The 11860-nt window shown below is 65.3% G+C and carries 12 protein-coding genes and 1 tRNA gene; 7 read left to right on the top strand and 6 right to left on the bottom strand.

The window, feature by feature from the left end; translation table 11 throughout:
* Window positions 1-64 precede the first annotated feature (64 nt).
* Together FQU96_RS00955 and FQU96_RS00950 are read right to left on the bottom strand one after the other, a co-directional pair.
* Window positions 65-2059: a MacB family efflux pump subunit gene (locus FQU96_RS00955; RefSeq protein WP_146538968.1), complete on the bottom strand. Its 1995-nt coding sequence runs from the start codon at window positions 2057-2059 to the stop codon at window positions 65-67.
* 12 nt (window positions 2060-2071) lie between these two features.
* Window positions 2072-3244 carry an efflux RND transporter periplasmic adaptor subunit gene (locus FQU96_RS00950; RefSeq protein ID WP_178130229.1) on the bottom strand — a complete coding sequence of 391 codons (1173 nt, stop codon included), beginning with the start codon at window positions 3242-3244 and terminating at the stop codon, window positions 2072-2074.
* A gap of 360 nt (window positions 3245-3604) precedes the next feature.
* Here FQU96_RS00950 and FQU96_RS00945 point away from each other — a divergent pair.
* From FQU96_RS00945 to FQU96_RS00930, 4 genes are all read left to right on the top strand, one after another.
* Window positions 3605-3679, top strand: a tRNA-Thr gene (locus tag FQU96_RS00945).
* Between the two features lie 180 nt (window positions 3680-3859).
* Complete coding sequence (locus FQU96_RS00940) at window positions 3860-4459, top strand: hypothetical protein (protein WP_146538966.1); 600 nt, start codon at window positions 3860-3862, stop codon at window positions 4457-4459.
* The gene (locus tag FQU96_RS00935; protein ID WP_146538965.1) at window positions 4456-5049 is read left to right on the top strand and encodes a hypothetical protein; all 594 of its coding nucleotides are present in this window, start codon (window positions 4456-4458) and stop codon (window positions 5047-5049) included. The genes FQU96_RS00940 and FQU96_RS00935 overlap by 4 nt, the downstream gene beginning before the upstream one ends.
* A complete protein-coding gene (locus FQU96_RS00930; protein WP_146538964.1) occupies window positions 5049-5597 on the top strand; it encodes a hypothetical protein in 549 nt (182 codons plus the stop codon). The genes FQU96_RS00935 and FQU96_RS00930 overlap by 1 nt, the downstream gene beginning before the upstream one ends.
* Window positions 5598-5624: 27 nt before the next feature.
* On the opposite strand, the gene FQU96_RS00925 is transcribed toward FQU96_RS00930, so the two are convergent.
* The 3 genes from FQU96_RS00925 to FQU96_RS00915 all read right to left on the bottom strand — a co-directional run bounded on the left by FQU96_RS00925 (window position 5625) and on the right by FQU96_RS00915 (window position 8653).
* On the bottom strand, window positions 5625-6875 hold the full coding sequence (locus FQU96_RS00925; RefSeq protein ID WP_146538963.1) for a hypothetical protein: 1251 nt from the start codon (window positions 6873-6875) through the stop codon (window positions 5625-5627).
* 92 nt (window positions 6876-6967) lie between these two features.
* A complete protein-coding gene (locus tag FQU96_RS00920) occupies window positions 6968-7801 on the bottom strand; it encodes a C13 family peptidase (protein WP_146538962.1) in 834 nt (277 codons plus the stop codon).
* A 123-nt stretch (window positions 7802-7924) separates the two neighbouring features.
* Window positions 7925-8653 (bottom strand): NAD-dependent deacylase, encoded by a 729-nt coding sequence (locus FQU96_RS00915; RefSeq protein WP_146538961.1) that lies wholly within the window; start codon window positions 8651-8653, stop codon window positions 7925-7927.
* An 84-nt stretch (window positions 8654-8737) separates the two neighbouring features.
* Here FQU96_RS00915 and FQU96_RS00910 point away from each other — a divergent pair, with 84 nt between their 5' ends.
* The 3 genes from FQU96_RS00910 to FQU96_RS00900 are packed head-to-tail and all read left to right on the top strand — an operon-like array spanning window position 8738 to window position 11144.
* A complete protein-coding gene (locus FQU96_RS00910; RefSeq protein ID WP_218574567.1) occupies window positions 8738-9217 on the top strand; it encodes a low molecular weight protein-tyrosine-phosphatase in 480 nt (159 codons plus the stop codon).
* Entirely contained in the window at window positions 9214-10107 is an 894-nt protein-coding gene (locus FQU96_RS00905; protein WP_146538959.1) for a fructosamine kinase family protein, read from the top strand. The genes FQU96_RS00910 and FQU96_RS00905 overlap by 4 nt, the downstream gene beginning before the upstream one ends.
* 44 nt (window positions 10108-10151) lie before the next feature.
* Window positions 10152-11144, top strand: a complete 993-nt coding sequence (locus FQU96_RS00900; protein WP_178130228.1) for a tripartite tricarboxylate transporter substrate binding protein — start codon at window positions 10152-10154, stop codon at window positions 11142-11144.
* A gap of 39 nt (window positions 11145-11183) precedes the next feature.
* On the opposite strand, the gene thpR is transcribed toward FQU96_RS00900, so the two are convergent.
* Window positions 11184-11729, bottom strand: a complete 546-nt coding sequence (thpR, locus tag FQU96_RS00895; protein ID WP_146538957.1) for an RNA 2',3'-cyclic phosphodiesterase — start codon at window positions 11727-11729, stop codon at window positions 11184-11186.
* Window positions 11730-11860: the final 131 nt, after the last annotated feature.

Here is an 11860-nt window from a genome sequence, read left to right as displayed (position 1 = left end):
CTTACACCATCGGACGGGGGAGGGAATTGAGCGCGGGTATGAACGAGAAAATTGAGTGCGAGCATCAGTCCGCGGCCAGGGCCACGACGGGATCGAGGTTGGCCGCCTTGCGTGCCGGGAGATACCCGAACAACAGCCCGGTGGCAAAGGCGCAGGCAAAGGCCAGGATGACGGGACCGGCCGAGAACATGACGGGCCGGCCCAACTGGGCGAAGCCCCAGGCGGTGGCCAGCCCCGCGATCACGCCGATCACCCCGCCGATGGCACAGACAACCAGCGCCTCGGTATTGAACTGCAACAGGATATTGAAACGGCGCGCGCCGGTCGCCATGCGGATGCCGATCTCGCGGGTCCGCTCGGTGACGCTGACCAGCATGATGTTCATCACGCCGATGCCACCCACCAGCAGAGAGATCGCCGCGATCGAGCCCAGGAGGATCGTCAGCGTATTCTGAGTCTCGGTTGCCGCCTCGAGGATCGAGACCATGTTGCGAATCTGGAAATCCTCGTTCTTGTGGCGCTCGATCAGCAGTTGCCGGATCGCCTCCTGCGTATCGTCAATCTTGCTGACATCGTCGACCCGTACGGTAATCGAACGCACATAGCGCTGACCGAACAGGCGCAGCGCACCCGTCGACAAGGGTGTAAAGACGATGTCGTCCTGGTCGGCGCCGGACGGCGCGGCGCCCTTGGGGCTCATCACGCCGATGACCTGGAACGGCACGTTGTTCACCAGCACGAACGTGCCGACCGGATCGAAGCCTTCGGGAAAGAGCGCACGCACCACGGTCTGGCCGAGAGCGACCACCGGGGCGTAGCTTTTCACGTCCGATTCGCTGAAGAAGGTGCCGCTCGCCACCGGCCAGTCGCGGGCCTGCGGGAAGAACTGCGTCGTGCCATCGGCCTGCGTGACATAGTCACGGCTCTGGTAGCGCACGGTCACCTGGCCGGGATACTCGGGCACCGCCACCGAGACGTTCGGCAGGTCGTCGATGGCATCGGCGTCGGCCGCCACCAGAGTTGCCGTCAGCGCGCCGGCCCGGCGCACGTTGGGCGCACCAGGCCTGATCAGCAACAGGTCAGTGCCCATGGCGGTGATCCGGCTCAGCACCTGCTGCTTGGCGCCATCACCGATGGCCAGCATCGCCACCACCGACGCCACGCCGATGATGATGCCGAGCAAAGTCAGCAGAGTCCGCATCAGGTTGGCGCGCAGAGACCGCATCGCCATCTTCGCGGCTTCGACCGCGTCGGGAATCACCGTCGAGCCGCGCGCGGCCTGGTGCGCCGGTGTTGCCGACGTCGCTGGTGAGGGTACCGACGTGCCACGGTCGCTGACGATGTTGCCATCCTTGATCTCGATGACTCGCCTGGCCTGTGCCGCGACGTCGGGATCGTGCGTGATCAGCAGAACCGTATGGCCGTCGGCGTTGAGGTCGTGCAGCAGGCGCATCACTTCTTCGCCGCTGCGACTGTCGAGTGCGCCGGTCGGTTCGTCGGCCAGGATCACCGATCCGCCGTTCATCAGCGCGCGCGCGATCGACACGCGCTGCTGCTGGCCACCCGAGAGCTGGCTGGGGCGATGATCGAGCCGTTCTCCCAGGCCCAGGGTGGTGAGCAGGTGTCGCGCACGCTGCACGCGCTTGCCATGCGGCAGGCCGGCATAGATGGCCGGCACCTCGACATTCTCGGTGGCCGTGGCGGCGGCAAGCAGATTGTATTGCTGGAAGATGAAGCCGAAGGATTCCCGGCGCAGCAAGGCGCGGCGATCCGTATCGAGTTCCGAGACCTCCTCGCCGGCAAAGCGGTAGCGACCCGACGTCGGCCGGTCGAGCAGCCCGATCAGATTCATCAGTGTCGACTTGCCCGACCCCGACGCCCCCATGATGGCGACGAACTCGCCGGCCTGGATGTCGAGCGAGATGCCGTGCAGCACCTCGGTCGCGACATCGCCGCGCACATAGGTCTTGGTGATGTCGCGCAGCTCGATCAGCGGGGCGCGTTGCGCCGGCGGTCGCGCCAGGGGATCGATCGGTTCGATGGATGCCGCGTCAGTCATCGGGCCGGCCGCTCATAGCCGTGGACCGCGCGCGTTGGCGGGCTTGGCGGCAGGTTTGCCCGCCGGCGGCGGCGTGTCGCTGATGACCACCTCGTCGCCGGCAGCGAGGCCGGATTTGACCTCGGCAACGACGCGGTTGATGACACCGACCTCGATGGTGCGATCGGCGATGCGGCCGCCCTCGACGACGCGAACCCGATACATCTTCTTGCCGTCGGCAGCCTGGCCACGCGCCGGCCGCAGCGCCGCGACCGGCACCAGGGGCACCTGCTTGGCGGCGGCAACGACGAAAAAGACCTGTGCGCTCATCTGCGGCAGCAGGTCGCCCTCGGGATTCTCGACCTCGAACAAGGACGAATAAAGGACGACGTTGTTGACGACCTCGGGCGTCGGCAGGACCTGCCGCAACTTGCCGAAGCGCTTGCGGTCGGGCTGACCCAACGTGGTGAAGTACGCCGGCATGCCGACCTTCAGCCGCGGCACGTCGGCCTCCGACACCTGCGTCCACACCGTCATGGGATCGAGGTCGGCAATGCGCAGGATGATCGGCGCCTGCTGGTTGGCATTCAGCGTCTGGCCTTGCTTGGCGGTAATGTTGACGACGGTGCCCGACATCGGGGCGAAGATCTTCGTGTAATTGAGGTTGGCGCGGTCGCCGTTCAAGGTCGACTCGGTCTGCTGGATCTGCGCTTCGATCATGCTGATCTGCGCCGCCGCGATCTTGACGTTGGCGTCGGCGATATCATGCGCGTCCTGGCTGGTGGCCTTGGATGCGAGCAGCTCCTTCTGACGCTTGAGCTGTTGGTCGGCCAGCAGCTTCTGCGCCTGCTTGTCGGCAAGCTGCGCTTTCAGGCTCTGCAGCTGGGCCTCGTCGGCGCTGACCTTGGCCTGGTAGACGGTGGGGTCGATCTGGGCCAGTTGCTGGCCCTTCTCCACCTTGGCGCCGAAGTCGACCATGATCTTCTGGAGCTGGCCCGAGACCTGGGTACCCACATCGACATATTCGCGCGGCTGCAGGGTACCCACGGCCGATACCGTGTCCTCGATGTCGCCGATCGACACCTTCTGGGTCAGCGGCGCGCCGCGGGACTCACCATCGCTGCCTGGCCACAACAGCCAGCCGCCCACCAGGACAGCGGCGATGACGGGCAGACCGATGAGAGCGAAGATGGCGCGGCGTGGCATGGCAGGGGTCGGGACTCGGGGCAGACGCATACGAGGGATCATCATCCTGTCGGTATCATGACACCGTACGCGGGGTGCCATTGCAGCATCCCTGCCGGACTGGTGCGGAAACCGACAGCACGATTGTAACCGTTTACGGCGAAAGCCGGGCGGCCAGGCCCCGCCGCCAAGCATCTATCTTATCGCAGTACATCCGCATATTTACGTTTTCATTGAATTATTTCAATGCGTTGCGCCGTCGTGGGCAGTTCCCGAAGGCCTCCCCTTGATCATTCAACCCTCCGGACGATGGCCGATTGCACCGGCATCCGCAGCCTCGGCCTTGAAGTAGCAGCCGCTTTCCCGTATGACCCCGCCCGCGCCCCGATAGCTCAGCGGTAGAGCAACCGCTTCGTAAGCGGTAGGCCGTTGGTTCAAATCCGACTCGGGGCACCATTCTTCCGGTACGGCATGGTGGTGATGGCCGGCACGCTGGCGATCACTGCCGGCGCTGCCGAACAATGGTTGCGGCGGCCGGCCTGTGTCTCCATGTTCTGCGGCATGTTCGACCCCAGGTATATGCCGTCATCGATTGCCGCGCGCCGGCGAGGCGCGCCATCCGCATAGGAATTCACCGTGCCCGGCCGTTTCAATTTCGGCGCGCTGCGTCAGCAGGCCGTCGCATACCTCATCGCCGGGGTGGGCGCCGCGCTGGCGATCGCGGTGTCGTTCGCCAGTGCGATCTATGAGGCGTCGCAACCCAAGGACATCAAGCAGATCGCAACCGGGCAGCCATTCGATACCGGTCGTTGGACGGTCGTGGCGCGCCGCGCCGAATTTGGTAAGCAGATGCAAGGCCTGCCACAAACGCAGCAGAATCGCCTCATGGTCGAACTCGACCTGACCAACCGGTCAGCGGCAACAACTGCCAGCTATGCCCGCCTGCTTGAATTGGCCACACCGCCGGCCGGACTGCAAAGGCCGATGTTCTATCTGGCGCGGGACAGCGCTCTCGTCATCGGGCTGCATCCAGGCATGCCCGAACGGGTCATTGCAGTATGGACATGGCCTCCGGGCGCACCACCGCCGCCACAGCAGCTGCGTTTCAAGATCGCAAGCCAGATCTACAAGGAGCGCGACAATCTCTACGGCGCGCCCAACTGGTTCGATGGGCCGGTCGTGGCAACGTTGGACATGCCGGTCGACATCCGCGACGCGGCGGCAGCCGGCAAATGATCCGCGTGACGATCGCCGTTATCGGCGTTGCAGCGGCGATCGCCCTGCTTTATGGCCTGCAAAAAACGCAGCCGGGATATGCCGACATCACCCGCCCGATCGCCGTCCACGGCGCCTTGGGCGAGCGGCTGACCGCGCGCGCGTTCGAGCTGACCGCGACGAAAATCACGCTGGCGGAGCGCATTGCGCTGAGGAGCGGTACCCGCGAGCAGACTTTCGACACATCAGGCGTGTGGGCTGTCGTTGAAGCACAGATCGCGGCGCGTCACGAAAGCATCAACGTCAGCAGCGCCAGCTGGATGGGCGCCAGTGGCGTCCGCTACACCATGAGCCAACGCGCCGCGACCGCGCCCGGGCTGTTGCCCGCAGAGCGACTGGAGCCGGGCCTGCCGCGCAAGGTGCTGATGCTGTTTGAATTACCGCCGGAACAGGTCAAGGACGCCACGATCCTCGTGTCGCGTACACCCTTCTCCCCCATCGACAGCGAGCTCCACATCAAGGCCAACGTGCCGACGCCCCTGTTCGTGCGCAACATCGTTCGCATCGTCAGAGGCACGAACGCCGGTGAGTGGCAACTCGAGGTGCGATGATGGTGGCCCTCGTCCCGTCGACACCGAAAGAAAAACGCGCGTATTGGCAGAGTGCCCTGGCATTGCTGCTCGTCGTACCGCTTGTCATCGCAACCCGCTCCTATCAGGACGTGATGGAGTGGCGCTCGCAGCAGGAGCTCAACGCCACCGTCGCCGCACCCAACACATCCGCCGTCTATGCCGGGGCCGAATGGCGGCTCGAGCGGGTGCACCGGCTGAACGAACCGGGCAGCGACGCCACTGTCATCGTGGTCGAGTTCGAGGCTACGGTGAGCGACCCGGCTCTCTTTGCCGCGACGTGCAACGTCGGGCTGACCGATGCCAGCCGACGACGCTGGAAGCCGCAGTTCCTGGCACCACCGATCGCGCGCCGGATACGACCGGCGGCCGTCGAGCGGCCACGCTGCGGCACAGCCGCCATCAAGCCCGTCAAGGCCGGCGATACGATCCGAATGGCCGAGTCGTTCGTGACGCCTGCCGACATCGCCGATGTCGACCTTGTCATATCGCTCTCTACGGCGCGTCCGGCATATCTCGTGCTGGAATAGCGCCTGTTCGGTCGATCGAAGCAGACTCTAGCGACCCCGCACAGCGTCGCGCTTCATACCGGACGACACGGCATACTCAAGCACGCCGGCCAGCAGGCAGATGCGTAAAGCATCCAACAGAATGCCGCCGTCCAGGTCGGCGGGGCTGCCAAAGAGGACAGAGATGGGGCTGGAAATCACCTGCCAGGTCGCAAGATCGAGCGCGCCGATGGCGCGTGTGGCACCGACCCAAATCCAGGCGCCACACCAGCCGATGAACCGATAGCCGATCACCAGCGTCAGGATGGTGGCGGCGCCGGCACCCAGCGTGAGGCGCATGCAATTCCATACCGGCTGGTAGCGCTCGCGATAGTCCTTGATGAAGTGGCCGAAGAAACCCTCCAGCCACTTGCGCCATGCCGGTGACGCCGTGTTGGAATCCGTCTTGCTGCCGAAGGCGCCGGCCTTCACGTCGTAACCGGCGATGATTGCCGCCATCACCAGCCAGACGACCGGCAACAAGGCGTAGAAGAACAGCGCTTGGGCCTGGCTCAGAAAATCCGACGGCGTGAACTCGACCGGCATGACGCCGTCGGCGGCCCAGGCACTCATGCTCAGCGGCGACCAGGACATGCTGAATGAGCCGGAGCCGATGCTTTCGATGATCCGCTCTTTGAAAACACTGAGCCCGTACAGCGCGATGAACATCCAGCTTGCATCCGCCGCCACCGTAAGGAAACGCCAATACGGCGATTTGGCGGTCTTGCTCATGTATTTGGCGAACCCGCGGATGATCAGGCACACGACGATCGAACCGATCAGCCATTTCGACTGCAGCACGTCCAGGAAATTGGCGCTCTCACCAAACGGCACGTTCGCCAAGGCAATGCGCGCATATTCGCGTACGACATTGCCCAGGAAACCCCACGCCGCGTAATAGACGAAGAACGGCAGGATCGCGACCGCGGTCAACGTCAGCAGAGACGTGGCAATGGGCGAGGAGTCCTCGACCGCACCGCGCGTCGGATGACCTGTCTGCTTCAACGACGATACGCCGGCCATCGCGGGCCGCAGCACGCCGAACATCATCACGATCGTGGCCAGCTTGGTCAGCACCACCAACGACAGGATCACCATGCCGGCCAGCGCGTTCTGCAATCCAACTTTGACCGCGACCGTCAGCAGGAGATTGCGCAGCAGGTATCCGATCGCGCCCACCAGCAGGAGCTGTGGCCAGAAACGCCACAGAAGACGCACCGCCACACCCAGCGGCGCCAAGATCGTTTCAGCCCATGTCATGGGCGGTCTTTTAGGCGGCGGCGCGGTGCAACTCAACGGCGATTGCCACCAAAACCCTCGCCACCGTAGGGCTAATAGGCGACCGGCAAGGATCAGCGCCCGGGAATGCGGAGATCGACGACGGCGGCGCCGATGAACGCTTCCGGTTTGGAGGCCGGCACCCGCAGCCAGTCCTCGCGCTCTTCGACACAGGGCAGCGCCTGCAGGAACAGATCACGCCAGGTCGAGACTCCCGAATCGTAGGCGTTGATCAGGCAGCGCTCAAAATTCAGATGGCGCTCGGTCGTTGTCGCGCCGTAGGACACGGTCGTGGGCGAGGCGGAGGCCATGATGATCCGCCGCGGATGGCGGGTCATGGCATCCGTGATCATCGCGCCGCTGTAACAACCCGACAGGATGAGAACCTGCGGGCGATCGCCGCAGGCTTCGGTCACGTAGCGATCGAGATCCCGAGCCGTGAGGTACTGCTGGCTCCTGTCGATCACCAGATGAATGCCGCGGCGGTTGGCATGCGAGGTGATGAAGAACAGGCAGGCACCCGTCTGCGGGCCCGCGATACGGGCGAATGCCGCACGGATCTCGTCATGCGTTGCCATCGCGGCCCCGGCACGCATCGCGTGTTCCGGCGTGGCCGTCAGAATGCGAATGTTGCTGACGCCGACGCCGCGCAAGCGCTTGGCGATGTCGGCGGTGGCGTAGTCATAGTTGGCTTTGTCGTTATGGCCGGCGGCCAACAGTGCGCCCCACTGCGCGGGATCGATCGCGGCGACGACCGACGACTGCGCCACGCTGATGGGCGCCTTGGGCATGTCGGCCGCCGCAGGTCGCAGCCCGAATACGCTGATCACCAGCAGCAGTGCAAACGCACCGCCCGCCCATTGCACCACGCGACCACGCCTGGTCGCCCCCATCCCTGGGACCGGCATCTGAACTCCCCCCGAAAGAACTCAGACACGGGTAGTATGTTCCAGCCCAGTCAGCGCCGCCACGAAACTCTATCAGGATGACATTTTCTTGTCCTGTCGAGTACACACCGTGGCCAATTGCTGTCATCCCCCTGTCAACACTTTCTCAATATAGGCCGGTACGACCTCGGTCGCCGGGCCGTAGATGCGCTCCTGGAACAGCGAGTGTCCGTCCGACGGTTCAAGGTTCAGTTCCACCGTGTGCGCCCGCGGAACACGCTGACGGACATGCTGCACGAAACCGGCGGCCGGATAGACCATGCCCGAGGTACCGACAGACATGAACAGGCGGCAGCGATCGAGCGCGGCGTAGATCTCGTCCATCCGCAGCGGCATCTCGCCGAACCACACGACGTGCGGACGCAGCTGGCCGCGCGCGCCGCAATGCGGGCACAGCGTCTCGACATCGAGCCGCATGTCCGAGTCGATGATCGTCTCGCAGACCATGCAGCGGATCTTCCCTGCCTGGCCATGCATGTGCAGTACGTTCTTCGAGCCGGCGCCCTCGTGCAGCAGGTCGATGTTCTGGGTGACGACCAGCACCTCGCCGGGCCATTCTCGTTCCAACCGCGCCAGCGCTTCGTGCGCGGCATTGGGCCGGATGTTGGCGCCCTGGAACCAGGTGAGACCCTGGTTATAGAAATCGAGCACCTTGCGCTTGTCGCGATGCCACGCCTCGATGGTGGCCACCTCCTCGAGATCGAACTTGCTCCACAGCCCATCCTCGTCGCGGAAGGTATCGATGCCGGACTCCTTGGAAATCCCGGCGCCGGTCAGCACGACAATGCAGCCCTGGCCGACATCCTGATGCATACGCGTTCTCCCGGTTGACCGCGCCACCATAGCGCGGCGGCGCGGCGCACGTTAGATAGCCATCATGATATGCGAGGTACGCGCGTGATCGGTGTCCTGTTCGTCTGCACCGGCAATATCTGCCGCTCGCCCACGGCCGAGGGCGTGTTCCGGACCATGGCTGCACGGGAGGGCCTGGCGACCGGCTTCCACATCGATTCGGCCGGTACCTACGACGGCCATGTCGGTGAGCCGCCCAGCCGTGACGCGGTGCGCGTGGCGGCACGCCGCGGCTATGACCTTGCCGACCTGCGGGCCCGGCAGGTCGTCGCGCCTGACCTGCAGCGTTTCGACCACGTGCTGGCGATGGACCGTGGCCACCTGCGCGCGTTGCGCGCCATGGCACCGCCGGCATTGAAGGACAAACCGCGCCTGTTCCTCGACACGGCGCCGCATCTGGGCCTGCAGGAGGTCGCCGATCCCTGGTACGGCACTCTCGCCGATTACGAGCGCGCCCTGGACACCATCGAGGCCGGCTGCGCGGCGCTGCTGGAGCATCTGCGCGCCACGTCGTTGACGGCGTGACCACCCGAGCCCAGCCCTTGGACGATGCGGCGGCCCTCAACGCGCAGATCGAGGCCGCCTTGGGCCAGCGCCCGGCGTCGGTCACGGCGATGGCCGATGGCGGCCATGGCGCCCGCCTGTGGCAGATCGCCATCGGCGGCGACAGGCTGGTGGCCAAGACCGCGCCGCGGCACCTGACAAGCGAAGGCCGCACGCTGCGCGACCTCGCCGCTGCCGGCTGGCCGGTGCCGCGCGTGCATTTCAGCGACGATCGCCTGCTGGTCATGGATTGGATCGATCATGACGGCAGCCGGTTGTCCGACGAGGGCGCCGCCGCCTTTGCGGAACGTCTCGCCGCTCTGCACCGGACCCCGATACCGGCGGACGGCGAACCGCCGTTCGGCTATCGCTACGACGTGATGATCGGCGGCCTGCCGCAGATCAACGAGCGCTGGGACACCTGGACGGCGTTCTTCCGCTGGAAGCGCGTATGGACCGCGGCCTGGCTGGCCCTGCGTCGCGGCCGGCTGGAAACGGCAACGATGCAGCGCATCGAGCAGCTGGGCGCGCGGCTGCAGACACTGCTGACAGAGCCGGCGCAACCGGCGCTGATCCACGGCGATCTGCGGGCCGGTAACGTGCTCTGCCGGCGCGGGCGTGTCGTGGCCGTGATCGACCCGGCCGTGTCGTGGAGCCATCCGGAGATCGAAATCGCCTTCACCACGCTGTTCGGCGGTTTTCCGGCGGCCTTCCAGCATCGCTATTTCACGCTCAATCCGGTGCCGCCCGGTTTCGCCGAACATCGGTGCGCAATCTACAATCTCTATCCGCTGCTGGTGCATGCCGCCCTGTTCGGCGACCCCTATCCGGCACAGATCGCGCGCACGCTGGACCACATCGAGCGCGCGTGATCAATTACGCAAAACCGATGACAACACAGCCGCACAGGGATGCCATGCTTCATTCGATCTCTCGACGCCGTGCCCTGATCACGGGTGGCACGCTGCTCGCTGCCCCGGCGCTGGCGCGCCACGGATGGGCGCAGGGCGGGTATCCCAACAAGCCGATCCGCATCGTTGTCGGCTTCGCGGCCGGCGGTGCCACCGACATCCTGGGCCGCATCGTGGCGAACCACTTGCAGACGACGTGGAACGTCCAGGCGATCGTCGACAACCGGCCCGGTGCCGGCGGCAATGTCGGCGCCGATATCGTGGCCAAGGCCCCGCCCGACGGCTATACGCTGCTGCTAGGCACCGTCGGTTCGGCCGTCACCAACCAGTTCCTCTACAAGAGCATGCCGTTCGACACCGCCACGGCGTTCGCGCCCGTGGCATTGGTGGGCGAGGTCGCCAATGTGCTGGCCGTGCATCCCGGCGTCGCGGCCAAGACGGTGCAGGAGTACATCGCGCTCGCCAAGGCCAAGCCGGGCCAGTTGAACTACGGCTCGCCCGCGATCGGCGGGACCGGCCATCTCGCGATGGAGTATTTCAAGAGCCTGACCGGCATCCAGGTCGAGCACATTGTCTACAAGGGCAGCGCGCTGGTGATTCAGGACCTGCTGCCCGGCCGCATCCCGTCGGTGATGGACAACCTGCCGGTCTACCTGCCGCACATCCAGTCCGGCGGCATCCGCGCCCTGGCGGTGACGTCGTCCAAGCGCTGGTTCAACCTGCCCGACGTGCCCACCATCGCCGAGTCGGGCGTGCCCGGCTACGACGCGGCGCCGTGGTGGTATGTCTCGGCACCGGCCGGCACGCCGGCCGATATCGTGAAGAAGCTGAGCGATGAGATCGTGCGCGGCATCAAGCTGCCCGACGTCGAGAAGAAGATCCGCGACGCCGGCGCCGCACCGCTGCCCGGCACGTCGGAGGAGCTCGCCAAACACATCGCCGCCGAAACCGTGAAATGGAAGAAGGTCGCCGACGCGGCAGGACTGAAGCCGGAGTGAGGTTTTTCACCTCTCCCGCTCGCGGGAGAGGACCTTAGCTCAATATCCCAGCGGGTATTCCGCTTCGACGGTGTACACGGCGCCGTCGGGGCGCATGTGGCTCTCGTAGAGACGGAAGCAGTCGACCTCGAACGGGCCGAAGCGGCAGAGATTGTTGCTGGCGACGAACTGGGCGATGTGGTGTCCCATCTCGGCGTGGCGATGGAAGCGCGCCAAGGTGACATGCGGCCGGAACTTGCGGCGGTCGAGCGTGATGCCTTCACCCCGCAAGGTCGTGCTGACCTTTTCCTGCAGCCGGGTCAGCCCCTCGGTCGGCGTTACGGCGGCGTACAACACCTTCGGTGTACGGCCTTCAACGAAGTGATCGACGCCGGCAATCTCGAGATCCAGGATCGGGCCATCGATCGTTGCCAACGCATCGGCGATGTCACGCTGCGCACCGCCGTTCACGTTGCCGATGAACGCCAGGGTGATGTGAAAATTGTCCGACGGCACCCAGGCGGCATCGGGAACGCCTTCCTGCAGCGCCACCAGATCATCAACAATGGCGTCAGGTAGCGGCAACGCGACAAACAAGCGGGGCATGGTGGTCCGACCTAACCCCTCTCCCGCAAGCGGGAGAGGGAGGGACCCGTCGCGCAGAGCGCGATGGGAGGGTGAGGGGTTAAGGACACGGTACGTAATCCCTCATCCGGCCGCCGCTGCGCGGCGTCCAC

The sequence above is a fragment of the Reyranella sp. CPCC 100927 genome, assembly GCF_007859315.1.
In the GTDB taxonomy this organism is placed as follows: Bacteria; Pseudomonadota; Alphaproteobacteria; order Reyranellales; family Reyranellaceae; genus Vineibacter.
This window is presented reverse-complemented; position numbering and strand designations above follow the sequence as displayed.

Coding starts and splice junctions, on each gene's coding strand:
- FQU96_RS00955 (WP_146538968.1), bottom strand. CDS start 2,059: ATGACTGACGCGGCATCCATCGAACCGATCGATCCCCTGGCGCGACCG.
- FQU96_RS00920 (WP_146538962.1), bottom strand. CDS start 7,801: ATGCCGGTCCCAGGGATGGGGGCGACCAGGCGTGGTCGCGTGGTGCAA.
- FQU96_RS00925 (WP_146538963.1), bottom strand. CDS start 6,875: ATGACATGGGCTGAAACGATCTTGGCGCCGCTGGGTGTGGCGGTGCGT.
- FQU96_RS00950 (WP_178130229.1), bottom strand. CDS start 3,244: ATGCCACGCCGCGCCATCTTCGCTCTCATCGGTCTGCCCGTCATCGCC.
- thpR (WP_146538957.1), bottom strand. CDS start 11,729: ATGCCCCGCTTGTTTGTCGCGTTGCCGCTACCTGACGCCATTGTTGAT.
- FQU96_RS00935 (WP_146538965.1), top strand. CDS start 4,456: ATGATCCGCGTGACGATCGCCGTTATCGGCGTTGCAGCGGCGATCGCC.
- FQU96_RS00930 (WP_146538964.1), top strand. CDS start 5,049: ATGGTGGCCCTCGTCCCGTCGACACCGAAAGAAAAACGCGCGTATTGG.
- FQU96_RS00915 (WP_146538961.1), bottom strand. CDS start 8,653: ATGCATCAGGATGTCGGCCAGGGCTGCATTGTCGTGCTGACCGGCGCC.
- FQU96_RS00900 (WP_178130228.1), top strand. CDS start 10,152: ATGCTTCATTCGATCTCTCGACGCCGTGCCCTGATCACGGGTGGCACG.